This window comes from Bradyrhizobium archetypum, assembly GCF_013114835.1.
GTDB classification, from domain to species: domain Bacteria; phylum Pseudomonadota; class Alphaproteobacteria; order Rhizobiales; family Xanthobacteraceae; genus Bradyrhizobium; species Bradyrhizobium archetypum.
On record NZ_JAAVLW010000003.1, the window covers coordinates 250,253 to 275,806 of the forward strand.

The 25,554-nt window shown below is 63.9% G+C and carries 22 protein-coding genes; 8 read left to right on the forward strand and 14 right to left on the reverse strand.

The annotated features are described in order from the left end of the window. Window positions 1-20 precede the first annotated feature (20 nt). Window positions 21-1,337 carry a mechanosensitive ion channel family protein gene (locus HCN50_RS09825; RefSeq protein WP_235976878.1) on the reverse strand — a complete coding sequence of 439 codons (1,317 nt, stop codon included), beginning with the start codon at window positions 1,335-1,337 and terminating at the stop codon, window positions 21-23. A gap of 221 nt (window positions 1,338-1,558) precedes the next feature. Between HCN50_RS09825 and HCN50_RS09830 the strand changes: the two genes are divergently transcribed. Then, window positions 1,559-3,352, forward strand: coding sequence for a potassium/proton antiporter (locus HCN50_RS09830; protein WP_171709445.1), 1,794 nt, complete (start codon window positions 1,559-1,561; stop codon window positions 3,350-3,352). A gap of 41 nt (window positions 3,353-3,393) precedes the next feature. On the opposite strand, the gene HCN50_RS09835 is transcribed toward HCN50_RS09830, so the two are convergent. Next, complete coding sequence (locus tag HCN50_RS09835) at window positions 3,394-3,621, reverse strand: dodecin (protein ID WP_376700275.1); 228 nt, start codon at window positions 3,619-3,621, stop codon at window positions 3,394-3,396. A 255-nt stretch (window positions 3,622-3,876) separates the two neighbouring features. On the opposite strand from HCN50_RS09835, the gene HCN50_RS09840 reads away from it, so the two are divergent. The 3 genes from HCN50_RS09840 (at window position 3,877) to ilvD (ending at window position 8,195) form a co-directional block, all read left to right on the forward strand. Next, a complete protein-coding gene (locus tag HCN50_RS09840; protein ID WP_171709446.1) occupies window positions 3,877-4,806 on the forward strand; it encodes a glycine reductase in 930 nt (309 codons plus the stop codon). Window positions 4,807-5,030: 224 nt separating this feature from the next. Beyond that, window positions 5,031-6,224: a CaiB/BaiF CoA transferase family protein gene (locus tag HCN50_RS09845; protein ID WP_171709447.1), complete on the forward strand. Its 1,194-nt coding sequence runs from the start codon at window positions 5,031-5,033 to the stop codon at window positions 6,222-6,224. A gap of 126 nt (window positions 6,225-6,350) precedes the next feature. Then, complete coding sequence (ilvD, locus tag HCN50_RS09850; protein ID WP_171709448.1) at window positions 6,351-8,195, forward strand: dihydroxy-acid dehydratase; 1,845 nt, start codon at window positions 6,351-6,353, stop codon at window positions 8,193-8,195. 3 nt (window positions 8,196-8,198) lie between these two features. Here the strand turns inward: ilvD and modC are convergent, their stop codons facing one another. The 6 genes from modC to HCN50_RS09880 all read right to left on the reverse strand — a co-directional run bounded on the left by modC (window position 8,199) and on the right by HCN50_RS09880 (window position 13,148). After that, window positions 8,199-8,858, reverse strand: a complete 660-nt coding sequence (modC, locus tag HCN50_RS09855; protein WP_171709449.1) for a molybdenum ABC transporter ATP-binding protein — start codon at window positions 8,856-8,858, stop codon at window positions 8,199-8,201. Window positions 8,859-8,860: 2 nt separating this feature from the next. After that, window positions 8,861-9,556, reverse strand: coding sequence for a molybdate ABC transporter permease subunit (gene modB, locus HCN50_RS09860; protein WP_171709450.1), 696 nt, complete (start codon window positions 9,554-9,556; stop codon window positions 8,861-8,863). Further along, window positions 9,556-10,341 carry a molybdate ABC transporter substrate-binding protein gene (gene modA, locus HCN50_RS09865; protein ID WP_171709451.1) on the reverse strand — a complete coding sequence of 262 codons (786 nt, stop codon included), beginning with the start codon at window positions 10,339-10,341 and terminating at the stop codon, window positions 9,556-9,558. Before modA ends, modB begins: the two co-directional genes overlap by 1 nt. Before the next feature lie 191 nt (window positions 10,342-10,532). Continuing rightward, window positions 10,533-10,985: a Spy/CpxP family protein refolding chaperone gene (locus HCN50_RS09870; RefSeq protein ID WP_235976879.1), complete on the reverse strand. Its 453-nt coding sequence runs from the start codon at window positions 10,983-10,985 to the stop codon at window positions 10,533-10,535. Between the two features lie 115 nt (window positions 10,986-11,100). Next, window positions 11,101-12,048: a penicillin-insensitive murein endopeptidase gene (mepA, locus tag HCN50_RS09875; protein WP_171709453.1), complete on the reverse strand. Its 948-nt coding sequence runs from the start codon at window positions 12,046-12,048 to the stop codon at window positions 11,101-11,103. Window positions 12,049-12,146: 98 nt separating this feature from the next. Next, window positions 12,147-13,148 carry a Bug family tripartite tricarboxylate transporter substrate binding protein gene (locus HCN50_RS09880; protein ID WP_171709454.1) on the reverse strand — a complete coding sequence of 334 codons (1,002 nt, stop codon included), beginning with the start codon at window positions 13,146-13,148 and terminating at the stop codon, window positions 12,147-12,149. A 122-nt stretch (window positions 13,149-13,270) separates the two neighbouring features. On the opposite strand from HCN50_RS09880, the gene HCN50_RS09885 reads away from it, so the two are divergent. Together HCN50_RS09885 and HCN50_RS09890 are read left to right on the forward strand one after the other, a co-directional pair. Next, complete coding sequence (locus HCN50_RS09885) at window positions 13,271-14,455, forward strand: FAD-dependent oxidoreductase (RefSeq protein WP_171709455.1); 1,185 nt, start codon at window positions 13,271-13,273, stop codon at window positions 14,453-14,455. A gap of 324 nt (window positions 14,456-14,779) precedes the next feature. Continuing rightward, complete coding sequence (locus HCN50_RS09890) at window positions 14,780-16,987, forward strand: putative bifunctional diguanylate cyclase/phosphodiesterase (protein ID WP_171709456.1); 2,208 nt, start codon at window positions 14,780-14,782, stop codon at window positions 16,985-16,987. A 271-nt stretch (window positions 16,988-17,258) separates the two neighbouring features. Here the strand turns inward: HCN50_RS09890 and HCN50_RS09895 are convergent, their stop codons facing one another. From HCN50_RS09895 to lepA, 4 genes are all read right to left on the reverse strand, one after another. Continuing rightward, window positions 17,259-17,657 carry a hypothetical protein gene (locus tag HCN50_RS09895; protein ID WP_171709457.1) on the reverse strand — a complete coding sequence of 133 codons (399 nt, stop codon included), beginning with the start codon at window positions 17,655-17,657 and terminating at the stop codon, window positions 17,259-17,261. Window positions 17,658-17,755: 98 nt separating this feature from the next. Then, window positions 17,756-18,928 (reverse strand): acyl-CoA dehydrogenase family protein, encoded by a 1,173-nt coding sequence (locus HCN50_RS09900; protein WP_171709458.1) that lies wholly within the window; start codon window positions 18,926-18,928, stop codon window positions 17,756-17,758. Between the two features lie 96 nt (window positions 18,929-19,024). Then, on the reverse strand, window positions 19,025-20,260 hold the full coding sequence (locus tag HCN50_RS09905; protein WP_171709459.1) for an MFS transporter: 1,236 nt from the start codon (window positions 20,258-20,260) through the stop codon (window positions 19,025-19,027). 171 nt (window positions 20,261-20,431) lie between these two features. Then, window positions 20,432-22,243: a translation elongation factor 4 gene (gene lepA / locus HCN50_RS09910; RefSeq protein WP_171709460.1), complete on the reverse strand. Its 1,812-nt coding sequence runs from the start codon at window positions 22,241-22,243 to the stop codon at window positions 20,432-20,434. A gap of 115 nt (window positions 22,244-22,358) precedes the next feature. Here lepA and HCN50_RS09915 point away from each other — a divergent pair, with 115 nt between their 5' ends. Together HCN50_RS09915 and HCN50_RS09920 are read left to right on the forward strand one after the other, a co-directional pair. Beyond that, window positions 22,359-23,969: a glycosyltransferase family 39 protein gene (locus tag HCN50_RS09915; protein WP_171709461.1), complete on the forward strand. Its 1,611-nt coding sequence runs from the start codon at window positions 22,359-22,361 to the stop codon at window positions 23,967-23,969. A gap of 31 nt (window positions 23,970-24,000) precedes the next feature. Next, window positions 24,001-24,798, forward strand: coding sequence for an SDR family NAD(P)-dependent oxidoreductase (locus HCN50_RS09920; RefSeq protein ID WP_171709462.1), 798 nt, complete (start codon window positions 24,001-24,003; stop codon window positions 24,796-24,798). 18 nt (window positions 24,799-24,816) lie between these two features. On the opposite strand, the gene HCN50_RS09925 is transcribed toward HCN50_RS09920, so the two are convergent. Further along, window positions 24,817-25,143 (reverse strand): HPr family phosphocarrier protein, encoded by a 327-nt coding sequence (locus HCN50_RS09925; protein WP_171709463.1) that lies wholly within the window; start codon window positions 25,141-25,143, stop codon window positions 24,817-24,819. Next, a complete protein-coding gene (locus tag HCN50_RS09930) occupies window positions 25,140-25,541 on the reverse strand; it encodes a PTS sugar transporter subunit IIA (RefSeq protein ID WP_171709973.1) in 402 nt (133 codons plus the stop codon). Before HCN50_RS09930 ends, HCN50_RS09925 begins: the two co-directional genes overlap by 4 nt. Window positions 25,542-25,554 lie beyond the last annotated feature (13 nt).

The window sequence follows — 25,554 nt, forward strand, 5'->3', positions numbered from 1 at the left end:
CGGCCATAAAAGGCTTGCATCTAGCCGGAAACTTCCACCACTGGCTCGACCGGCAGCGCACCGCCGCGGACGCGGATTTCGCGGACCGGATAGGGAACACGGATGCCCTCCCGCTTGAACGCGTCCCACAGTGCCAGCATCACCTCGCTCTTGACGTTGTCCATACCGTCGGGATCGGCGATCCAGAAGGTCAGCGAGAACTTCATGCCGGCCTCGGCGAACTCCGTGATGATGCAGTTCGGCGGCTTGTTCTTGATGGCGCGCGGCGCAGCCGCCGCGACCTCGATCGCCAGCTTGCAGACGAGGCGGGGATCGGCATCGTAATTGGTGCTGAACAGTACCTTCACCAGCGTATTCTTGTCGGTGTAGGTCCAGTTCACGACCTTCTGCGTCACCAGGTCTTCGTTCGGAATCAGGAACTCGCGGCCATCGCCGGCGGCGACCGAGATGTAGCGCGTCTTCATCGTGCTGATGCGCCCGGTGTTGTCGCCGATGGTGACGAGGTCGCCCGGTTTCACCGATTTGTCGACCAGGAGGATGATGCCGCTGATGAAGTTGGCAACGATCTTCTGCAGGCCGAGACCGATACCGACGCCGGCCGCGCCGGTGAACACCGCGAGCGCCGCGAGATTGATGCCGACCGCGCTCAAGGCCACCGCAATGGCAAATACCATCAGCGTGAACCGGACGATCTTGACCAGCAGCACCTGGATCGACGGCGTCAGGTCGCCGGACCGGGTGATCCGGCCTTCCACGAAATTGCTGGCGATGTTGGTCAGCCACAGCGCCACGATCAGGAGCGCGCCAAGCTTGATCAGCAGCAGCGGCGTCAATCGGAGATCGCCGAGCACGATCGAGACCGAGTCGAGCGCCTCGATCACCGGCTCGAGCTGGCCCAGAATGCTCAAGGCTACGACCAGCCAGGCCGAAATCGACACCAGGCGGACCACGAAGGTGTTGCGGATCACCGAGGTGATGAGGTTGATGACCAGCCAGGCGACGGCGAGCTTGGCGGCAACCGCCAGCAGATAGGAGCGGCTTGGCCAGGTCGAGGCGATCATGACCGCGCGCGCCAGCGTCATCAGAGCCGCGAACACCGCCGTCGCGGTGCTGCCGACCAGCACGCGGATGAACAGCCGGAACGGCGCCGGCCAGCCCATCGCAACCGACGACACGTCTATCCTGGACCGCACTGCCGCGCCGCTGGCCCAGGCGATCCCGGTAGCGGTCAGGATCAGTCCGAGCTGCAGATAGAACCAGGGCGAGGTGACCTCCGCGCCGACCGAGCGCGCGGCGCTGTGCAGGATCTCGATGATCTCTTTCAAATCCATCGGCAAATCTCGTTCGAGGCCAGCCGGCCTCTTCAGGCAAGTTGATTCGCAAGGTGCAGGCAGATTCCCACAAGCGCAGCGCGGACGCCATCGATACGCAGCTACGGTGACGGCCCAGGCCCTAAAAATCGGGCACATTGCCGCTATCGCAGAAATGGGTTGGCGTTCAAGTGTGGCAACGATAAGGATGCAATTGCAAGTATTTGCGGGCGAATTATCGGAGGTTCATGAGTTCTCTCGACTCGGTCAGCATCGCCATCTTTCTGGGCGCTATTCTGGTGATGGCGGGCATTCTGTCGAGCCTGCTTGCGCTGCGCTTCGGGGCGCCGCTGCTGCTGGTGTTCCTCCTGATCGGCATGCTGGCGGGCGATGCCGGGCCGGGCCAGCTCAGCTTCGATGACGTTCGCACCACCTATCTGGTCGGATCGGTCGCGCTGGCGCTGATCCTGTTCGACGGCGGGCTGCGCACCAAATTTCAGAGCATTCGCACGGTGCTTGCGCCATCGATGGTACTGGCGACGGTTGGCGTGCTGCTGACCGCGCTCGTCACGGCGCCGGTCGCCAAATACGTGCTCGACCTGAACTGGACCGAGTCATTGCTGGTCGGCGCCGTGGTGGCGTCGACCGATGCTGCGGCGGTGTTTCTGCTGGTCCATACGCAAGGCCTGCGCCTGCGGCCCCGTGTCGGGGCAACGCTGGAAGCGGAGTCCGGCACCAACGATCCGTTCGCGATCTTCCTGACCCTGATGCTGGTCGAATTCATTTCGGTCGGGCAAAGCTCGCCCGGACATGTCGCATTCGAACTCGCCCGCGAAGGCCTGCTCGGCGCCTTCGTCGGCGTGATCGGCGGCCGCCTGGTGGTGCTGGCGCTCAACCGCATGGCGCTGCCGCAGGGCCTGCACGCGCCCTTCGTCACGACGGCCGCCCTGGTGATTTTCGGCATGGCGCAGATCGCGCATGCCTCGGGCTTTCTCGCGGTCTATCTCGCCGGCATCATCATCGGCAACCGGCCGACCCGCGCGCATAACTCGGTGATCACCTTTCTCGACGCCGCGACCTGGCTGGCGCAAATCGTGATGTTCGTCCTGCTCGGGCTATTAGTATCGCCACAGCGTCTGTTGGACAGCGTGGGGCCGGCGGTGATCGTGGCGCTGGTGCTGATGCTGGTGGCGCGGCCGCTCGCGGTGATGCTGTGCCTTGTGCCGTTCCGGTTCAACTGGCGGGAGAAGATCTTCATCGCTTGGACCGGGCTGCGCGGTGCGGTCGCGATCTTTCTCGCCTCGATCCCGATGCTGATCGGATTGCCCAAAGCCTATCTTTATTTCGATGTCGCCTTTGTCGTGGTCATCATATCGCTGTTGCTGCAGGGCTGGACGCTGGCGTCGGCGGCGCGGTGGCTGCATGTGGCGCTGCCGCGTATCGACCGCGGGCCGCGGCGCGTCGAGCTCGATCTGCCCGGCCAGCTCGAGCAGCAACTGGTCGGCTATCCCGTGCGCCCGAAAAGCCTGTATTTCCGGCGCGGCCTGCTGCCATCCTGGTCCAAGCCGACACTGGTGATCCGCGACGAGCGGATTCTTTCGCCCACCGAGGCCGATCCGGTCGCTTCCGGCGATTACCTCTATCTGCTGGCGCCGCCGGAAAAGGCTGAGGCGCTGGACCGCTTCTTTGTCGATATGGCGCCGAGCTCGGCGCCCGATCCGCATCTGCTCGGCGATTTCATGGTGTCCGGCGAGCACACGCTCGGCGAACTGGCCGAAATCTACGGCGTTTCCGTCGGCAAAGAGCAGACGCGGCTGACGCTGGCGGACTATTTCGACATTCATCTCGACCATGCCCCGAAGGAGGGCGCTGAGCTCGAACTCGATTCCATCGTTCTGGTGGCGCGCAGCATTGGCGGCGGCCGGGTCAATGTGATCGGCCTTCGGCTGCCCGAGGACGAGGAAAAGGCCGTGCCGCTGACGCGCTGGCAGGCATTCAGGCGCAAGCTGGCGGAGGTCTGGTCGTCGGTGGCAGGGGTTTGAGGCCCACGGCGTTCACGAACGCTGATGGCGTCACATCGCCATCATTGCTCTTCCAGCGTGAATCCAACCCGCAAGGTGACCTGGTAGTGGCGAACAGATCCGTTTTCGATATGGCCCCTGGTTTGTACGACTTCGAACCATTTCATCTCGCGAATGGTCTTTGACGCGCGGCTGATGGCGTTCTGAATCGCGTCCTCGATGCTCTTTTCGGAAGACCCTACGAGATCCAGGATCTTGTACACGTGATCCTTCATGCCGGTGTCTGCCATAGCTAACCTCCGTTGCGGCCATCGGTGCTGAGTTCTGAACGAGTTGGCAACCTCCCCAGTTCCATGACTTTCTGGCGACTTGTGCATCCAAGTGACCGCGCTCGACGCTGCGTGCGATCCATCGCTGCGCAGCCGGCATGCCGTCGCCCATGCCGTCCGCCGTATTTTCCGCTGTTGAGGAATTGGCGAAGTATCATTAGCTTAAACAGAGGTCAGCCAATGACCTCACGGTAGAAACGTAAGGAGAGACACACAATGTCCGGCCCCTCTGACGATCAGCTCGGCTTTGCGCCCGACTACGATTCTCCCGTTCCCTATATGCAGCGAACGCGCGACTACTACGCGGCGATCGGCTACACCACGCCCTATCGCTGGGCGCACTATGTCGATGCGCCGTTCCAGCCGCTGAAAAAGCCGCTCGCGCAATCGCGCGTCGCCATCGTCACCACCGCCGCGCAATATGATCCGGCCAAGGGCGACCAGGGCCCGGGCGCGCCGTACAATGGCGGCGCCAAGTTCTACAAGGTCTATGACGGCGATACCTCGAAACAGCACGATTTGCGGATCTCGCATATCGGCTACGACCGCAAGCACACCACCGCGACCGACAGCGGCACCTGGTTTCCATTGCCGCAGCTTCTGAAAGCCAAAGCGTCGGGCCGCATCGGCGAGGTCGCGCCGCGTTTTTTCGGTGCGCCGACCAACCGCAGCCATCGCGTCACCATCGAAACCGATGCACCCGATATCCTCGCCCGCTGCCTCGCCGATCAGGTCGATGTCGCCGTGATCGTCCCGAACTGCCCGGTCTGTCATCAAACGTCGGCGCTGGTGGCGCGCCATCTCGAAGCCAACGGCATCGCGACTGTGGTGATGGGCTGCGCCAAGGATATCGTCGAATTCGCCGCCGCGCCGCGCTTCCTGTTTTCGGATTTCCCGCTCGGCAACTCCGCCGGCAAGCCGCATGATTTGGACTCGCAAGCGCTGACGCTCGAGCTGGCGCTGCGGCTAGTGGAGTCCGCGCCCGGCGCGCGCACCACGATGCAGTCGCCGCTGCGCTGGAGCGCGGACGCCTCCTGGAAGCTCGACTACAACAACATCTCGCAGATGAGCCCGGAAGAGCTGGCGCGCCGCCGCGCCGAATTCGACAAGCAGAAGGAGATCGCGCGCGGCAACCGGGCGGCGTGATCCCGTCACCCTTCCCCTGGAGGGGGAGGGTCGCCGCGCAGCGGCGGGGTGGGGTGACGGTCTCTCCACGTCCAACACTGCCCGAGTCGAGAGATCACCCCACCCCGTCTCACATTTCGCTGCGTTCCATGTGAGCCGACCCTCCCGCTCCAGGGGAGGGTGCATTTCACGGCCACCCTCTCCCACACGGGGAGAGGGAAAGAAAAAGCCAGGAGGAGGCCCCTTTGACCCGACCGTTCGAAGGCGTGAAGATTCTCGACTTCACGCAGGTGCTGGCTGGCCCTTATGCAAGCTACCAGCTCGCGCTGCTCGGGGCCGACGTCATCAAGGTGGAGCGCCGCGAAGGCGAGGATATGCGCCGCACGCCGCTGAGCCGTGAATGGGCCGAGCGCGGCCTTGCGCCGGGCTGGCAGGCGATCAACGGCAACAAGCGAAGCCTCACCCTCGACCTGTCGAAGCCGCAAGCGATCGCCATCGTCAAGCAGCTCGCAGGCCAGGCCGACGTGGTGATGGAGAATTTCCGGCCCGGCGTGATGGATAAGCTCGGCATCGGCTATGCCGCGCTCTCGGCCATCAACCCGCGGCTGATCTATTGCGCCATCTCCGGCTTCGGCCAGACCGGGCCGGAGCGGCTGGGTGCCGGCTATGACGGCAAGATCCAGGCGCTGTCAGGCATCATGTCAATCACCGGCCATCCCGAGACCGGCCCCACGCGCGCCGGCTTTGCGGTCTGCGACGTGCTGTCGGGTGCGACCGCGGCCTTCGGCGTGTCGAGCGCGCTGTTTCAGCGCACGCACACCGGCAAGGGCCAGTTGGTCGACGTTTCCATGCTCGAGGCGACGCTGGCGTTCCTGTCCGGGCAGGTCGCGGACTATTCAGTGGCGGGCCATCGCCAGCAGCTTTCCGGCAATCAGGCCGTCAGCCGAAGACCTACCGCCAATTTGTTCAAGGCAGCCGACGGCTACCTGCTGCTCGCCGTCAACAGCGAGAAGCAATACCGCGCGCTGATGACGGCGCTCGGCCGTGCCGACGTGCTGGAGGACCCGCGTTTCGTCGACTGGTTCGCGCGCCAGGAAAACGAGCCGGCGCTGCGGGCCATCATCGAGGAGGCGCTGTCGAAGAAAGACCCGCGCGAATGGGAGAAGATCCTGGAGGCGGCGGGCGCGCCCTGCGCCAGCATCTGGAAGATCGAGGAGGTGATCGAGCACCCGCAGATCGCAGCCCGCGGCGCCATCCAGGAAATCGATACGCCCTACGGACGGCTGCGCTTTGCCGGCAGCGGCTTTCAGCTCGCCCATGGCGGCGGCCGGCTCGACCGCATGGCGCCCGCGCTCGGCGCCCACACCGAGGAAGTGCTGGCCTCGCTCGGCTATGACGCGAAAGCGATCGCGGAACTGCGCGCACGCGAGGTCGTCTAGCGGTAGCCCCGGGGCAGGGCGTCCCGTTATGGGGGTGCCGGCGCATGGCGACCCTGCGCCAAGCCGCTTTTATCGAGGCCGCCCAGCGTCTAAAAGACGCCTTTCCCGATCCAAGAAGGATAGATCATGCCCGCCTACCGCTCCCGAACCACGACCCACGGCCGCAACATGGCGGGCGCCCGCGGCCTCTGGCGCGCCACCGGCATGAAGAACGAGGATTTCGGCAAGCCGATCATCGCCGTGGTCAATTCGTTCACCCAGTTCGTGCCCGGCCATGTGCACCTGAAGGATCTCGGCCAGCTTGTCGCGCGCGAAATCGAAAAGGCCGGCGGCGTCGCCAAGGAGTTCAACACCATCGCGGTCGATGACGGCATCGCGATGGGCCATGACGGCATGCTCTACAGCCTGCCGTCGCGCGAGATCATCGCCGACAGCGTCGAATACATGGTCAACGCGCATTGCGCCGACGCCATGGTGTGCATCTCCAACTGCGACAAGATCACGCCCGGCATGCTGATGGCGGCGCTGCGGATCAACATCCCGACCGTATTCGTTTCGGGCGGCCCAATGGAATCCGGCAAGGTCAACCTCAAAGGCAAGATCCGCGCGGTTGACCTGATCGACGCCATGGTCGCGGCGGCCGATACCAGCGTCAGTGACGCCGATGTGGAAGTGATCGAACGCTCGGCCTGTCCGACTTGCGGCTCATGCTCCGGCATGTTTACCGCCAACTCCATGAACTGCCTGACCGAGGCGCTGGGGTTGGCGCTGCCGGGCAACGGCTCCATCCTGGCGACGCATGCGGATCGCAAGGGATTGTTCGTCGAGGCCGGGCACCTGATCGTTGACCTCGCCCGGCGCTATTACGAGCAGGATGACGAGACCGCGCTGCCGCGCACGATCGCCAACTTCAAGGCGTTCGAGAACGCCATGACGCTCGATATCGCGATGGGCGGCTCGACCAATACGGTGCTGCATCTTTTGGCCGCCGCCCATGAAGGCAAGGTGCCGTTCACGATGCAGGATATCGATCGCTTGTCGCGGCGCGTGCCCGTTCTCTGCAAGGTGGCGCCGTCGGTGGCGGACGTGCATCTGGAGGATGTTCACCGCGCCGGCGGCATCATGGCTATTCTCGGCGAACTCGACCGCGCGGGCCTGCTCAACCGTGGCCTGCCGATGGTTCACTCTAACACGCTGGAAGACGCGCTGAGCCGCTGGGATATCAAGCAGACCAAGAGCGAAAGTGTCAGAAAGTTCTTCACGGCTGCGCCGGGCAATGTGCCGACCCAGGTCGCCTTCAGCCAGGAGCGCCGGTTCGAAGAGCTCGACACCGACCGCACGGCCGGCTGCATCCGCGACGTGGCGCATGCCTTCTCCAAGGATGGCGGCCTAGCGGTGCTGTCGGGCAACCTCGCGCTCGACGGCTGCATCGTGAAGACCGCCGGTGTCGATGAGAGCATTCTGAAGTTCGAGGGTCCGGCGCGAATCTTCGAAAGCCAGGACGCCGCGGTCGAAGGCATTTTGGGCGGCAAGATCAAGGCCGGCGACGTCGTCGTGGTGCGCTATGAGGGCCCGCGCGGCGGTCCCGGCATGCAGGAGATGCTGTACCCGACCAGCTATCTGAAATCGAAGGGACTCGGAAAAGTCTGCGCGCTGATCACCGACGGCCGTTTCTCCGGTGGCTCCTCGGGCCTGTCGATCGGTCACATCTCGCCGGAAGCCGCCGAAGGCGGCCTGATCGGTCTCGTCGAGGACGGCGATCTCATCAAGATCGACATCCCCGCGCGCGCGATCAGCCTTGTGGTCGATGATGCCACGCTGGAAACGCGCCGCGAAGCCATGCTGGCGCGCGGGGCGGACGCATGGAAACCGGCCAAGAAGCGCAGCCGGAATGTGACGACGGCGCTGAAGGCCTATGCCGCACTGACCACCAGCGCCGCCCGCGGCGCGGTGCGTATCGTGCCGGAGTGATCTCTACGTCAGCACCTTGACACCGCCGAGTGCAGTGACGCGGCCGCGCTTGAGCATCACGATCTGCGTTGCGAGCTGCCGCAGCTCGGCGGCATCGTGGCTGACATAGACCATGGGGATGCCTTCGTCGCGCAGCCGCACCAGATAAGGCAGGATCTCCTCCTTGCGGCTTTCGTCGAGCGAGCCCAGCGGCTCATCCATCAACAGCAGGCGCGGCCTTGACAACAATGCGCGGCCGAGCGCCACGCGCTGGCGCTCGCCGCCGGAGAGTTGGCCGGGACGGCGGTCGAGCAGATGGGCGATATCGAGCAGATCGGTGATGCGCGCGCGTTGCGCGGAATCCTCCGCGAGGCGGTTCATGCGCCGGCCGTAGTCGAGATTTTGCCGAACGTTGAAATGCGGAAACAGCCGCGCATCCTGAAACACGTAGCCGATCCGGCGCCGGTGCGGCGGCACATGGACGCCGTTCGACGTATCGTCCAGTGTCTCGTCGTCGAGCGCGATGATGCCGCGATCGGGCCGCAATAGTCCGGCGATCATGTTGATCAGCGAGGTCTTGCCGGCGCCGGACGCGCCGAACAGGCCAGTGACGCGGCCCTGGCTTTCGAATTTGGCTTCCAGCGAGAACTCGCCGAGCTGTTTGGTGACGTCGACGCGCAGCATGGTCAGTTTCCGTGCAGGCGCTTGGTGGCGCGCCGCGCGAACCATTCGGAGGCGATGAGCGCGCCCATCGCGATCACGATGGAAATCAGCACCAATCGTCCCGCCGCGGCATCGCCATCGGGGGTCTGGATCAGCGAATAGATCGCCGACGAAATCGTCTGCGTCTCGCCGGGAATGTTGGACACGAAGGTGATGGTGGCGCCGAACTCGCCGATCGCCTTGGCGAAGCCGAGTACCATGCCGGCGAGCACGCCCGGCAGCGCCAGTGGCAGGGTGACTGTCGCGAACACCTGCCAGGGTGCTGCGCCGAGCGTGCTGGAGGCCTGCTCGAGCCGGCGGTCGATCGCCTCGATCGACAGCCGGATCGGCCGCACCAGCAATGGAAACGACATGATGCCGCAGGCGAGCGCAGCACCCGTCCAGCGAAACGCGAACACGATGCCGAAATTGTCGGCAAGCCACGCCCCAACCAGCCCGCGCCGGCCGAAGCTCAGCAGCAACAGATAGCCGGTGGCGACCGGTGGCAGCACCAGCGGCAGATGAATGAGCGCATCGAGGACGGACTTGCCCCAGAAATTATAACGCGCCAGCAGCCAAGCCAGCGCGATACCGAACGGCGTCGCCACCAGTGTCGCAATGATGGCGACGCGCAGTGACAGCAGGATGGCCGTCCATTCGGCCGGCGAAATCTCGAACATCAGGTTGAGGGACCGACGAGGAATTTGAAGCCGTATTTTTCAAAAATGGTCTTCGCCGTCATCGAGCGAAGGAAGGCGAGATAATTCGAGGCTTCCGGCCTCGCGGTCGTCGTCGCCGCGACGGGATAGATGATCGCCGGATGGGAATCGGCCGGAAACGTGCCGACGATTTTTACACCCGGCTCGGCCTTGGCGTCGGTCGAATAGACGATACCAAGTGCCGCTTCGCCGCGTGCCACCAGCGTCAGCGCGGCGCGAACGTCGACGGCCATCGCGAATTTCGGCTCGGCGGCCTGCCATGCCCCGAGCTTCTCCAACACTGCCTTGGCGTATTTGCCGACTGGCACGGCCCTGACGTCGCCGGTCGCGATCCTGCCGTCGCCGGCGAGTTTTGCAAGATCGAAGCCGGTGCCGATGCTGACGTTGTCAACCTTGGAATCCTTCGGCGCGACCAGCACGATGCTGTTGCCGAGCAGATTGACCCGGCTCGGCTCGTTGATGGTCTTCTTACCGATCGCGTAATCCATCCAGTCGGTATCGGCAGAGATGAATATGTCGGCCGGCGCGCCCTGTTCGATCTGCCGGGCCAATCCTGAACTCGGGCCATAGCTGACAGTGGTCTTGACGCCAGTCTTGGCGGTATAGGCGGCGTCGACTTCGTCGAGCGCATTCTTCATCGAAGCCGCCGCAAACACGGTCATCGACCTGTCCTGCGCGGCGGCGGGAAGGGGAATGATTTCTAATGATAGGGCGAAGGCGAGAAAAAGGCCGGCAAGACGATTCATCGGGCGCTCCATGCATGCTTGCGAGCCGCGTTTGCCGCACGCAAAACAGGCGTTGGTTGGTCGAGGCGACCGTCGGAAGCGCCGTTCCGGTATTCCCTGAAGACTTACGGTCGATCAGGATATCGCCAGCCTGATCATAGTCAGGATGAGGGTAGAGGTAAAGGCGGCTGCATCGGCCGCAAGATGCAGCGTCAATGATGATGGTGTCGCTTATGGGCGCCGCTACCGTAGCCCCGCAGCTCCGCGTACTTCGCCATCTGCGCCGGCGTTAAGATGCTTCCGGTCAACAAATGGTATTTCAGATGGGTTTCGCGCAGCATTCCCTGCGTGGCGGCGACGGCCGCCGTCGACGCCTTAAGGCTTTCCGGCGTGACAATGCGGCTGGCAAACTGCCTGTCGAGCTCGGCTTCTTGTTCGATCAGCTTCGCGCCCAGCGGCATTGCCTCGGTCTTCATGGCATCGAACAGGCGCTGCATGCTGGCGCGCTGATCGGCGGAGAGTTCGAGCTTGTCGGCGAGTTCGAGGACGTGTGACGGGCCAGGATATCCGTTCAGCTCGGCGGCGAGCGCCAGTCCCATGCCGCGGCCGGCGTTCAGGTCCGCAATCTGCTGATCAGAGAGCGCCTTGATCGAGCGCGTCTGCATTCCGGCATAGGGCGTTTGTGCGTGCACGCTGGTGACGAAAACGATCGATGCAATCAAGGGCCAAACCTTCATCGGTGTTCTCCGGCTGACTATTCGTTACGTCATCAATGCTTCATCAATGCTTCGCGTCCGGCGCGTGCAGCACCGCCTTGCAGGCCGGCGGCAGCTCCGCCATTGTCATCGGCGGCTTCGGCTTGGGCGGCACTTTCGGCGGCTTCGGGTGCAGCACCGCATCGCTGAACCAGTAGGCAAGATCGCCGGTGCTGCAGCCTTCGCCTTCGTTCGGATCGGGCTGGCTCTCGCATTCGCCGGCGCCGGGTGGGCATCTGATGCGGATGTGGAAGTGGTAGTCGTGGCCGTACATCGGCCGCACCTTGTGCAGCCAGTGGCGATCGCCCCTGGCTTCGCGGCACAGCGCCTTCTTGATCGCGGCGTTGACGAAGATGCGCTGTACGCTCGGCTCCAGCGCGGCGGCGCGGATTACAGCAAGATGCGTCGGCGTCCAGTTGTGCGGATCGATATCGAGCCGGTCCCCGCGCACCATCATCACAGCCGACATCTCCTCGCGCTCGTTGCGCGATAGCTGCCGGTTCGGCATCGGCGTCAGCCAGATGTCGGCGTCGAGCCCCACCTGATGGCTGGCATGCCCGGTGAACATCGGCCCGCCGCGCGGCTGCGACATGTCGCCGACCAGGATACCCGGCCAGCCCGCATCCCTGTGCGCCCTGGCGGCCAGCCGCTTGATCAGCGCGACCAGATCCGGATGCCCCCAATAGCGATTGCGCGACAGCCGCATCACCTGCCAATTGTCACCGTTGATCGGCAGCCCTTCCGCGCCCGCGATGCAGCCATGGGCATAGAACCCGAACACCCGCGTCGGCATCGCCGCCGGCAGCACCTTGCGGCCAAATAACTCCTTCGCGGCGATCTTGGGATCATCGGGATCGGCAATTGGCGGCAGCGGCTTCGGATTGACCGTGCCCTTGTCCTGCGCCCATGCATCCGCGGCATGGACGACGGCAATCAAGGTGATGATCAGGATCAGAAACGGGCGGGGGGTCATCGGATCAGAGAGTTCAGGGATCACTCAGTTCGCGCAAACGTAGCATGAAATCGGCGACAGACGACAGGCGCCATGAGCGCAATTGCTAACGCGGGCCCTCACTGCAGCTCGATATTGGCGGATTTGATCACCGCGGCCCACCGGTCGATTTCCTCGCGCATGTAGGTGGATGTCTTGTCGACCGGGCCACCGAAAATTCCGGCGGATAGTTTCTTGAGCTGATCCCGCACCGCAGGCTGACGCAGTGCCTCGTTCACATCGGCATTGATCTTGTCGACGATGTGTTTCGGAGTTTTCGGCGGCGCGACGATGCCGTACCAGGCGACCGCTTCGAAACCCGGCAGCGTTTCCGATATCGTCGGTACGTTCGGCAGCGCCGGAAGCCGTTCGGAGGAGGCCACGGCGAGCAGTTTCAACTTGCCGGCCTGAACAAGTTCGAGCGAGACGCCGAGATTGTCGAACATGACGTCGACGTCGCCGGCGACCAGCCCCTGCAGCGCGGGCGCCGAGCCACGATAGGGAATATGCCGCAGCTTCACCTTCGCCATCGATTGGAATAGCTCCGACGTCAGATGTGAGGTCGTTCCATTGCCCTGCGTGGCGCAGATGGTTTTGTCGGAGTTATGCTTCAGGTATTCGATCAACTCGGGCACGCTCGATGCTTTGATATTGTTCGGATTGACGATCAGCGCGTTGGGTACCTGGGCCATCACGATAACAGGCTCGAACTTCGTCGGATCGAAGCCGAGCCGCGGATACAGATTGTGATTGATCACGAGCGGCGGCGGAGGCGACGAGAGCAGAGTGTATCCGTCAGGTGCCGAATGAAAGACCTGTTCGGCGCCGATGTTTCCCGCGGCGCCGGTGCGGTTTTCGATCACCACCGGCTGGCCCCATTTACGGGACAGCCAGTCCCCGACAATCCGTGGAATGGCATCGGCCGTTCCTCCGGCGGGGAAGGGAACAACGATCTTCACGGGGCGATCCGGATAGTCGGCGGCCGATCCGTGCGTGGGAAAATGCGCGGATAAGACCAAAACCAGCGGCAGCAACGCCAGCTTACGGCAGGCGGCAAGCAAAGCTAGCATGGAGCCGTGCATTGAAACTCCTCCCGCCGTCGGTCTCCGTCCGGTCTGCGCGATCGGCGCCGGCACTTGGTGTTTGCAGCAAGGGAGGATAGCTTGAAACAGGGAAGCTTCCGAAGCATTTTTCGCGTGGGATGATGACGCGGCCGCAGCTCACTGTTGTGATCGTTGGAGGCGGAATCGGCGGATTGTTCGCCGCAAACGCGCTTGTAGCCCACGGCTTCAATGTCTCCGTCCATGAACAGGCGCCCGCGCTGGGCGAGGTTGGCGCAGGGGTATTTCTGACGCCAAACAGCGTGCGGCAGTTGCAGCGGGCGGGCCTCGGAGATCAGGTGGAAAGATGGGGCGCCAGGGTGGGCACCGCCTCTCACTATTTCCGCCACGATGGCGCGCCGATCGCCCCGGTGCAGGTGACGGACTCGTCGGGCTGGAACGCGACGTTCGGCATGCATCGCGCGGATCTGATCGAGATTTTGGCCGGCGCATTGCCCGCCGCCATTATCCACACCGGCCATCGCGCCACAGGCTTCGCGCAGGCCGATGAAATTGCGCGCGTGACGTTCGCCGACGGCACCGTCGCCGAAGGCGACGTCGTCATTGCCGCGGATGGCATCCATTCGGAGCTCCGCCGATTTGCGGCGCCGCCGTCTCGTCCCGTCTTCCACGGCTCGGTCGCCTATCGCGGCGTGCTGCCGCATCGGCGCATTCCGCATTGGCCGACCGATCGCTGGCAGATGTGGCTGGGTAAGGGAAAGCATTTCCTCAGCTTTCCGGTGCGTTCGGGCCAGCTCATCAACTATGTCGGCTTCGTGCCGGCCGATGCGGAAATGAAGGAATCCTGGTCCGCGCCTGGAGATCCCGACGTGCTTCGCCACGAATTCGAGGGCTGGGACCCGCGCATCGGCGCGTTGTTGAGCGAGGTGGACAAGACGTTTCGATGGGCGCTGTACGATCGCGAGCCGCTGCCGACCTGGACGCGCGGCGGATTGACACTGCTCGGCGATGCCGCGCATCCGATGTTGCCGCATCTCGGCCAGGGCGCCAATCAGTCGATCGAGGACGGCATGGCGCTGGCGACGATTCTGGGGCGGGCGTCACGCGGCAATGTACCGGCCGCGCTGCTGGCCTATGAGCGGTTGCGGCGCGAGCGGGTGGCGGCGGTTCAGCGCGGCGCGCGAGAAAATGGATTGCGCTACGATTCCTCCTACGCCGATCTCGGCATTCGCGATGCCGAGATATCGGCCCATGCGGCGTTCCGCAGGCGGCTTTATGATCACGACGTTGTACCGGAAGCGCAAGCCGTGGCGGCTTCGCTGTCTTGAACGGGCGTTGTGTCGGCGATTACCTTAACGGTGCGATAACCCTGCCGATCATTGACCGATAGCAATGCGCACGCGCGGCGGTTCGCGCATTCCTTGTGCAGACACGGCGCGCGTCGCAACGCGTTATGCAGCCGCGGCGATTTTTTCACATGAATTTGCGATTTGGGCCGGTCGCCTCGAACAACAATGCACGCGCAGCGTGCATTTGTTTTTCCAGCAGAAAACGGAGGATAACGCGATAGGCCAGTTTCAACGATAAGAGAAAGCATTTTTTCAGATACTTGTCTGAAAACTTTGCACGCAGAGTGCGAGTAGAGCGGAGCTATGCCGAAGAAGCCAAGAACGACCAGAAAGCCGAAGCAGACGGCGATTGTCCGCTTTCCCGGTCGGCCCGCAAAGTCCGCTGCAAAACTGCCTTCCAGCCGCCGGCCTCCAACCGGCGAAGCCGCTCGCAAGCACAAGGAGGTCGAGGCGGCTCTTGCCGAGGCGCGCAAATCGCACGAGCGCTTGCGCGAGGCGATCGATATCCTGCCGCAGGGTATCGTGTTTCTCGACGCCGAAGGCCGCTACATTCTCTGGAACAAGAAATATGCGCAGATGTACAGCCGCAGCGCGGATCTGTTCAGGCCGGGCGTGCGGCTGGAGGACACGATCCGCGTCGGCGTGGCGCGCGGCGATTATCCGGAAGCGATCGGGCGCGAGGAAGAATGGATCGCCGCACGACTCGAGAAGCTGTTCCAGCCGGGCGAGCGGCACGAACAGACACTGGCAGACGGCCGCGTCATCCTGATCGACGAGCGCCTGACCGAGGATGGCGGCATCATCGGCCTGCGCGTCGACATCACCGAGTTGAAGCAGCGCGAGGCGTCGTTCCGGCTGCTGTTCGACAGCAACCCGGTTCCGATGATCGTCTGCGCGCTGGGCGACGAACGAATTCTCGCCGTCAACCACGCCGCCGTCCAGCACTACGGTTATAGCCGCAGCGAATTCGAGAAGCTCACGATCCGCAGCCTGCAGGCGTTTGACGTCGAGCCGCCATGGGCCGGCGGACACGCTGGCGACGAGCGCGCGGCCCGGGCCTGGAAGCATGTCAGGGCCGACGGTGCGCTGATCGATCTGGCGATCTATTCGCGCCGGCTCGTTTACGGCGACCGGCCTGCCGTCCTGCTCGCTCTGATGGACACGACCGAGCGCAAGCGCGCCGAGGCCCGGCTGACGTTCATGGCCCAGCACGACGGCCTGACCGGGCTGCCGAACCGCAATCTGCTGCGCCAGCAGATGGACGACATCCTGCTGCGCACTCGCCGCAACGCCGAGAAGGTCGCCGTGCTGATGCTCGGCCTCGACCATTTCAAGGCGGTCAACGATACGCTCGGGCACGGTATCGGCGACAAGCTGTTGCGTGGCGTCGCCAAGCGATTGCGATCAATACTGCGCGAGGACGATGCGCTCGCCCGGCTCAACTCCGACGAATTCGCCATTGTCCAGAGCGGAGTGACGCGGCCTGAGGACGCGGCGTTCATGGCGAGGCGTCTCTTGGACGCGATCGCCGATCCCTATCTTCTGGACGGGCACTCCGTGATGATCGGCGCCAGCATCGGCATAGCGATGTCACCCGGCGACGGCGATGAATCCGAAAAGCTCCTGAAGAACGCCGACCTCGCATTGTCGCGCGCCAAGAACGAATTCCGCGGCACCTTCTCGTTCTTCGAGGCGGGCATGGACGCGCAAGCCCAGATCCGCCGCAAGATCGAAACCGAGCTGCGCGAAGCCGTTCAGGGCGATGCGCTGCGGCCCTATTACCAGCCGCTGGTCGATCTTTCGAGCGGACGCATCACCGGCTTCGAAGCGCTGGTACGCTGGCCGCATCCCGAGCGCGGCATGATCTCGCCGGCCGAGTTCATTCCCGTGGCGGAGGAAACCGGACTGATCAACGCCGTCGGCGGTTTGATGCTGCGCCGCGCCTGTGCCGATGCAGCGCAATGGCCCGACGACGTCCGTGTCGCCGTCAATCTGTCGCCGCTGCAGTTTCGCGTCGGCAATCTCCTGTCGCTGGTGGTGGATACGCTGAAGCAGTCCGGCCTGCCGGCGAAGCGCCTGGAACTGGAGATCACCGAGACGCTGCTCCTGGAGAAGAGCAGCGAGGTGCTGGCGACGCTGCATGCGCTGCGCGCGCTCGGCGTCCGCATCTCGATGGACGATTTCGGCACCGGCTATTCCAGCCTGAGCTACCTGCGCAGCTTTCCGTTCGACAAGATCAAGATCGACCAGTCCTTCGTGCGCGACCTAACTGCCAATCCCGATGCGCAGGCGATCGTGCGTTCGATCATCAGCCTCGGCAAGGGCCTCGGCGTCACCATCACGGCCGAAGGCGTCGAGACCGAAGCCGAGGTCAACTGCCTGCGCAACGAGGGCTGCCATGAGGGGCAGGGCTTCCTGTTCAGCCGCGCGCGGCCCAATGCGGAGATCGTCAGCCTGTTGAAGACGCAGGGCAACTGGAGCGCGCCGTCAGGCGCGGCGCTGGTGGCGTGAGGCTGCGGTATCGGCCAAGGCGTCATTGCGAGGAGCGCAAGCGACGAAGCGCCATCGCTCCGCGTGCGCGTAGAGGCGGATTGCTTCGCTACGCTCGCAATGGCGGTGACGGCCGCTCGCAATAATGGCGGAGACTACTTCGCCCGTCCCGCCTTCCGCTTCCTCGCATGATACGTCAGCGCCCGCGCCACGCAGTAGCGTAGCGCCTTCTCGGGCAGCTTCTCGCCGGCATCGAGCAGGATGCAACCCGGCGGAAGCGAAAACGAAATGCCTATCTCCTTCGTGCAGTCTTGCGTCCGCCTGATCGTGACGTCTTCCGTGCGCTGGATCGCGTCGTTTTGCGGGCGCTGGACCTTGCCGCTGTCTTTCGCTTGCGGGTTGCTGCCGCCTTCTTGGCCGAGCGTGATCGCGCCGCTGCGGGCCGGCGTGCCGCGGCCTTGCCGCCGCGCGGACCGCCGATCCGGCCACCTTTTTTAGCCGCGACATTGGTGTCCTTCACGCCGCGGCCGGAGCCGCTCTTGTTACCGCCGCCGGTTTCCTTGTTGACGGTGGCCCAGGCGCGCCGCTCGGCTTCCTTCCTGCCGATGCCGCGCTCCTCGTAGCCTTCCTCGATATGTTCGGCCTTGCGTTTCTGCTTGTTGGTGTAACTCGATTTGTCACCGCGGGGCATGACGTATCTCCCTCGTTGCTGCGGTTGCCGAAAAGCAACGCGCACTTGGCGAGCGGGTTCCTGCTTGAGCCTGTTCACGTCGACCGGGAACGGCCATCTCAACGCGCTGTCGGTGGCCCCTCGAGACCACCTGACAGGATCGCCCGGCCGGCATCCTCATAATGGGCGTCGCGGCCCTGGATCTGCTGCGCGATGGCGTGCATGTCGCGGAAACGGCGTTCGAACTTGTTGGCGTTGAACACGGCCGTAGCGCCAGCCATGTGATAGGCGGTATCGACCACGGCGGCCGATTGATGGATGGTCCATGTCGAGGCCATGCGCAGCGCGATGCGATGGGCTTCGGTGATGGCAGCGCCCTGCGACAAGTCGCGCCACACCTCCGCTGCGGTGGCATAGAGATAGGCGCGGGTGGCGCGCCATTGTGCCTCGGTGCGGCCGATCAAGCCTTGCACCGCATTGTTGTCGCGCATCGCCTTCAGCGCCTGCGGGGTCTTGGCGCGGGCAAGGTCGATCGCGGCGTCGAGCGTGGCGCGGGCAACGCCGAGCGAGGTTGCCGCAAAGCCCATGCCGAACACCATGTTGGTGGAGAGCTTGTATAGTGGCCCGTTTTCGCGCCGGGCCTCGGGTTCGTCGCGAAGCGCGGCAAATTTCTCAGGGATGAAGAGGTTGTCGACCGAGTAGGAATCGGTGCCCGTGCCGCGCAAGCCAATCACGTCCCAGACGTCGTAGAGCGTTGCGCTGCTCACCGGAAACAGGATGGTGCGGATCTCCGGCGAGCCATCCGTCCGGCGCCGCGCCGTGCCGTCGGCCTCGACGACGCGGACATGGGCGCCGAGCCAGCTCGCCTGCCGCAAGCCGGAGGCAAAATCCCAGCGGGCGCTGGCCCTGTAGCCGCCCGGAGCCGCCTGCACTTCATGGTTGATGGCGCCCCAGGCCAGAATGCCGGGCGCGACGTTGAAGATCGCGTTGGCGGCATCCGGATCGAGATAGGCCGCCGTCATGGCGCAGACGCTGCACTGGCCAAGGCACCACGCGGTCGAGGCGTCAGCCTTGGCGACTTCCTCCTGCATCTGCATGAAGGTTTCGAGCGGCACCTCGGCGCCGCCAAAGCTCTTCGGCAGCAGCGCGCGGTAGAGCCCGTTCTCGATCAGCGCCTGCGTCACCGCTGATGTCAGCCGCCGTGTTCGCTCGATCTCGTCGGCGTCGCGAGCAATCAGCGGCGCCAGCGCCCGCGCGCGTTCCACGAGGTCGAAGCCCGGATGCCTGTTCATGCGCTTCCTCGCATTCTCTTGTTCTTAGGCTTTCTTGGCGTCGCCGCGGATGGTGACGTATCCACCGCCCTCGATCAAGGCGGCGGAGTTTGCCGCTCACGCCGCCGCTCGCTCGAGATCGAGCGAAGATTGCGACGGCCGTTTGGCCGAAGGGAAGCTCAACGCCACCGTCACGGCCGCCAAGCCGATCGCGAAGGAGCCGACATAAAGCCAGTTGTAGGCGCGGAAGGTATCGAACACCCAGCCACCGGCCAATGGCCCGAGCGCCATGCCCAGACTGGCGAAGGCGGAAACCGCGCCGAACACGCTGCCCATGATGCGCACGCCGAAATATTCGCGCACCAGCACGGCATACAGCGGCATCACGCCGCCATAGGCGAGGCCGAAGACCACCGACAGCGCATAGAATTCGCCGAGCTGGCCGACCGCGAGAAACGTGGCGATCGACAGCGCCTGCACGAACAGGCCGCCGACGAGCACATGCTTGGCGCCGAAGCGGTCGGCCAATAGGCCGAGCAGCAGCCGGCCGCCGAGGCCGGAGAAGCCGGCGAGGCTGTAAACGGTGACGGCAGTCAAGGGCGCGATGCCGCAGATCATGGCGTAGCTCACCAAATGGAAGATCGGCCCCGAATGCGCCGCGCAGCAGGCGAAATGCGCGAGCGCCAGTGTGATGAATTGCGGGGTCCGAAGCGCCTGCGCGATCGTCCACTGCCCGTCGGGCGCGCCGGTCCCATGGGCAGCAGCAGGCGTTGAGGGTTCTGGCGGCCGCCGCACCAGCAGCGAGGCGGGGATCAGGAGCGCCACGGCGACGATGCCGATCACCAGCATCGCCGTGCGCCAGTCATAGGACGCGATCAGCCAGCTTGCGAATGGCGCGACCGTCATCGGCGATACGCCCATGCCGGCCGACACCAGCGCTACCGCGAGGCTGCGGCGATGTTCGATCCAGGCACTCGCTGCGGCTACCATCGGCGCGTAGAAGGCGCCGGCGGAAATGCCGATCAGCACGCCGAATGCCAACTGGAACTGCCACAGGCTGGTGGCCTGGCTGGCGCCGATCAGGCCGGCGCCGAGCAGCAGCGTGCCCAAAAATACCACGATGCGGGTGCCGTAGCGGTCGGACAGCGCGCCCCAGAAAAATGCCGCCACCCCCATCGCGAGAAAGTCGATCGTAGCCGCCGCCGAGATGCCGCTGTGCGACCAGCCCATTGCTTCCGAAATCGGCTGCAGGAATACAGCCAGCGACAGCATCGAGCCGAACGCCACGCAGGTCATCATCGCGCCCACGGCGACCACGATCCAGCCATAGGATAAACCGGAGGCCTTGCTCATGCGTTTCCCCGCGCGTGTGTTGTTGTTGGTATGCGCGGGATGATAGTGGCCTATTCGCGGCTCTCGCGCAATGCAGCCGAAAGCAACTCTCTCATTCGCAGATCATGTAGATGGTGGGCACGGAGCTATGCGCCTTTGCCTACCCAACTTCATTGATAGTGAAGCGCCCGCTCAGCTATCCACCTTCAGCGCGGCAATAAAAGCCTCCTGCGGGATGTCGACCTTGCCGAACTGCCGCATCTTCTTCTTGCCTTCCTTCTGCTTCTCCAGAAGCTTGCGTTTACGCGTGATGTCGCCGCCATAGCATTTTGCGGTGACGTCCTTGCGCAGCGCGCGGACGGTCTCACGCGCGATCACCTTGCCGCCGATCGCCGCCTGAATCGGGATCTGGAACATGTGCGGCGGGATCAGCTCCTTCATCTTCTCGACCATGGCGCGGCCGCGGCCTTCGGCGCGGGTCCGGTGCACCAGCATCGAGAGCGCGTCGACCGGCTCGCCGTTGACAAGGATCTGCATCTTGACGAGATCGGCCACCTTGTAATCGGTCAAATGATAATCGAACGAGGCATAACCCTTCGACACCGACTTCAGCCGATCGTAGAAATCGAACACGACTTCGTTGAGCGGCAAATCGTATTTCACCATGGCGCGGGAGCCGACGTAAGTCAGCTCCTTCTGTGAGCCACGCCGGTCCTGGCACAGTTTTAATACGCTGCCGAGATATTCGTCGGGGGTAAGGATGGTGGCTTCGATCCACGGCTCCTCGATGTCGGCGATCTTGACCACGTCGGGCATGTCGACGGGATTGTGGATCTCGATCTCCTGGCCGTCGGTCAGATGCATTTTGTAGATCACGCTCGGCGCGGTGGCGATCAGGTTGAGATCGAACTCGCGCGACAGCCGCTCCTGGATGATCTCGAGATGCAGCAGCCCGAGGAAGCCACAGCGGAAGCCGAAACCGAGGGCGGCGGAGGTTTCCATCTCGTAGGAGAAGCTCGCGTCGTTGAGCCGCAGCTTGCCCATTGCGGCGCGGAGCGTCTCGAAATCGTTGGCATCGACCGGAAACAGGCCGCAGAACACCACCGGGATTGCCGGCTTGAAGCCCGGCAGCATCTCCTGAATTGGCTTCTTGTCGTCGGTGATGGTGTCGCCCACCCTTGTGTCGGCGACTTCCTTGATCGCCGCGGTGATGAAACCGATCTCGCCGGGGCCGAGCTCGTCGACCTGTTCCATCTTCGGCGTGAAGAAGCCGACGCGCTCGACGTCATAGGCGGCGTTGGTGCCCATCATGCGGATGCGGCTACCCTTCTTCATCGTGCCGTCGACGATGCGAACGAGCACGACGACGCCGAGATAGACGTCGTACCAGCTATCGACCAACAGCGCCTTCAGCGTCGCGTCGCGGTTGCCCTTCGGCGGCGGCAGGCGGGTGACAATGGCTTCCAGCACGTCGGGTACGCCGAGACCGGTCTTGGCCGAAATCATCACGGCGTCGGAGGCATCGATGCCGATCACGTCCTCGATCTGCTGCTTGACCTTATCGGGCTCGGCCGCGGGCAGGTCGACCTTGTTGAGAACCGGCACGATCTCGTGATTGTTGTCGAGCGCCTGATAGACGTTGGCGAGCGTCTGCGCCTCCACGCCCTGGCTGGCGTCGACCACCAGCAGCGATCCCTCGCAGGCCGCCAGCGACCGCGAGACTTCGTAGGCGAAGTCGACATGCCCGGGCGTGTCCATCAGGTTGAAGATGTAATCCTTGCCGTCCTTGGCGCGGTAGTTCAGCCGCACCGTCTGCGCCTTGATGGTAATGCCGCGCTCGCGCTCGATATCCATGGAATCGAGCACCTGTTCCTTGCCCGCCATTTCGCGGTCCGACAGCCCACCCGTCATCTGGATCAGGCGGTCGGCCAGCGTCGATTTGCCATGGTCGATATGGGCGACGATGGAGAAGTTGCGGATGTTGGAAATGGGCGTCGTTGTCATGGGGCGCGGGATAGCATTCACGTCCCCGTGCGGCAACCATCTTGCTGTATTTCAAGGGGGTTTCTTCACGCCAAGCTGATTCCACTCGAGCCGAAAACACGCTACGGAATGGGTCATGTCGACTGCATCCATTCTGCCCACGGCCGCGCGCGGCAAGCGTTTTCCATCGATCCGGCGGCTGGCGGCGTGGCTTGCCGCGCAGGCCAACGGTCCCACGGAGGCCCCCATCGCCGGCCTGTGGCTGGTGGTGGGCTTTGCCGCGGTTCACGCCGTGCTGTGGACGCTGATCCTGGTCATTCTGAAGACCGGGCAGGACGTTCACATGGACGTCGCGGAAGCCTTCGCCTGGGGGCAGAAGTTCCTGCTGGGTTATGGCAAGCACCCGCCATTGTCCGGATGGGTTGCCGGCGTGTGGTTCATGTTCTTTCCGATCACGGATTGGGCGACCTACGCGCTGGCGATGGCCACGCTGGCTTGCGGTCTCGTGATCTGCTGGTTGCTGGCGCTGCGTGTGGTCGATCACCGCCGCGCGTTCTTCGTCGTGGTGATGCTCGCGCTCTATCCGATCTTCAATTTCAAGGGGTTCAAATATAATCCGGACCTCTTGCAGCTCGTCACGTTGCCGCTGATGGTGCTGGCCTATCTCGATGCGTTCGAGAAGCGCAGCATCAAATCCGGCATATGGCTCGGGCTCGCCGGCGCGCTGGCGCTGATGACCAAATACTGGGCCGTCACGATGATCGGCGCCATCGGCATTGCGGCGTTGATCCACCCCGAGCGCTTTAAATTCCTGCGCTCGCCGGCGCCCTGGGTGGCGATTGTCGTGCTCGCGATCGCAATGCTCCCGCATCTGATGTGGCTGAAGCAGGTCGATTTCGTCCCGTTCACCTATGCGGGCGACACTTATTCGCTCACCGACCGCGCGATGATCGACGATCTCGCGCTGGGTTATGTCGGGCACAATCTCGCGTTGCTAGCCGCGCCGGTGATACTCGGCGCGATCGCGCTGGTCTGGCGGCCGTGGCGCTTGACGCCGTTTCCGGCCCTGGCGCGCGGCGCCAATTCCGGCGTGAATACGTTCCAGGCGCTCAATGTCTGGATCATCCAGGCGGTGGTAGCGATCGGGCCGCCGCTGGGTGCCTTGGCGTTCCACGTCTACATCAAGACCGACTGGGGCATCCCGCTGTTCTTCCTGGTGCCGGTCGCGCTGATCGCGATTCCTGCCGTGCGGGTCCGGAAAATCGCGCTGGCGAACCTGACGGCAACCTGGCTGGTGATTACGCTCGTCGTGCTGGCGGCATCACCGAAGATCGTCGCCTACGAGCTCAGCGAAAAGCGCACGGCGGGCGCGACCTATCGGGCGCGTTCCGAACTCGCCCGCGGGCTGACAGAGGCCTGGCACACGCGCTTTTATTCGCGCTGGCCGGTGGTTGCCGCCTATATGGATACCGGCCAGCCCATGACCTTCTACAGCGCTGATCATCCGGCGCCGCTGACGCCGAACGAGCCGTGGTCGTCGGGTCTGACCTCGCTCGAGGAGGCAAAGCGATCGGGCTTCATCGGCATCTGCGAACCCGGCCACTGGAAGTTCGAAGAATGCGAGGCGTGGATGAAGGCCCATGCGGCCAATGCCGAGCGCATGGTGATGACCACGCGCCGGTTCTTCTTAGGGATGCCCGGTCCCGCGACAGCCTGGAACATCTACATCGTGCCGCCGGCCAAATAGACGCACTCACAAGAAAATCGAAGGGAAACGCATGGATCTCGACCTGACGGGCAAGACGGCACTGGTCACCGGTTCGACACGCGGCATCGGGTTGGCCACAGCCACTGGCCTCGCGCAGATGGGCGCCGAGGTGATCGTCAATGGGCGCGAGACGGCGGCGGTCGGCGAGGCCATGGCGAAACTCCGAAAGGCTGCGCCGTCGGCCAAGGTGCATGCGGCAGCGTTCGACCTCGGCAATGCCGCGGGCTGTGCCGCGCTGGTCGCGCAATTCCCTGACGTCGACATCCTCGTCAACAATCTCGGCATCTACGAGCCGAAGGGGTTCTTCGAAATCGAGGATGCCGATTGGTCAAGGATGTTCGAAGTCAATGTCATGAGCGGGGTGCGGCTGACGCGGCATTATCTGAAGCGGATGCTGGACAGCAAGGACTGGGGCCGCGTTGTGTTCGTCTCCAGCGAATCCGGCGTCTTCATCCCGAAGGAAATGGTGCATTACGGTTTTTCGAAATCGGCGCAGCTCGTCATCGCGCGCGGCGCGGCGGAGACGACGAAAGGCACCAACGTCACCGTCAATTCGGTGATGCCCGGCCCGACCTGGGTCGAGATGGCGCCGCTGCGTCTGGCGGCGCGTGCCGAGGCGATGGGGACGACCGTCGATGATCTGGTCTCGCGCACCTTCAGCGAACGCCGCCCGGCCTCGCTGCTGCAGCGCTACGCCAAGCCCGAAGAGGTCGCCAATCTGATCTGCTATGTCTGCTCGAGAGCCTCCAGCGCCACCAACGGCGCCGCGCTCCGCGCCGACGGCGGAATCGTTACGAATCCGTTCTAGACTAGCCGCGCGCCCGCCTCACACGCCTTCTTCGTTAAACTTGTCCGCAACCAGTGCGGCGATCGCGTCGACCACTTGCTGGGCTTCGGGGCCGATCGCGGAGACTGTAACCGAGGTTCCAGGTCCCGCCGCCAGCATCATCAAACCCATGATCGAGGTGCCGCCGACGGTCTCACTGCCGCGCGTCACCCAGACTTCGGCGTTGAAGCGTTCCACCATCTGGACGAACTTGGCCGATGCCCGCGCGTGCAGGCCGCGCTTGTTGATGATTGGAAGTTCCCGCGAGATCGCGCCAGCCGGCACACCGGACCCGAGTTCCTTTTCAGGCGCGTCGTCGTCGCTCATTTGCCGGCGAGCACGCGGCTGGCGATGGTGACGTATTTGCGGCCGGCTTCCTGCGCCATGGCGATGGCGTCGGGAAGCGAGCGCTCTTCGCGCACCTTGGCAAGCTTAACCAGCATGGGAAGATTGATGCCTGCGAGCACCTCCACCTTGGGGCGGCTCATGCAGGAAATGGCGAGGTTGGAAGGTGTGCCGCCGAACATGTCGGTGAGGATGGCGACACCATCGCCGCTGTCAACGCGATTCACCGCTTCGATGATATCGCTTCGACAAAGATCAGAGTCGTCATCGGCTCCAATCGTGATGGCTTCGATTTGTTTTTGCGGACCCATGACATGTTCGAGCGCCGCCTTGAACTCGTCGGCAAGGCGCCCATGGGTCACAAGCACTAGACCAATCATCGGAAACTCCTCG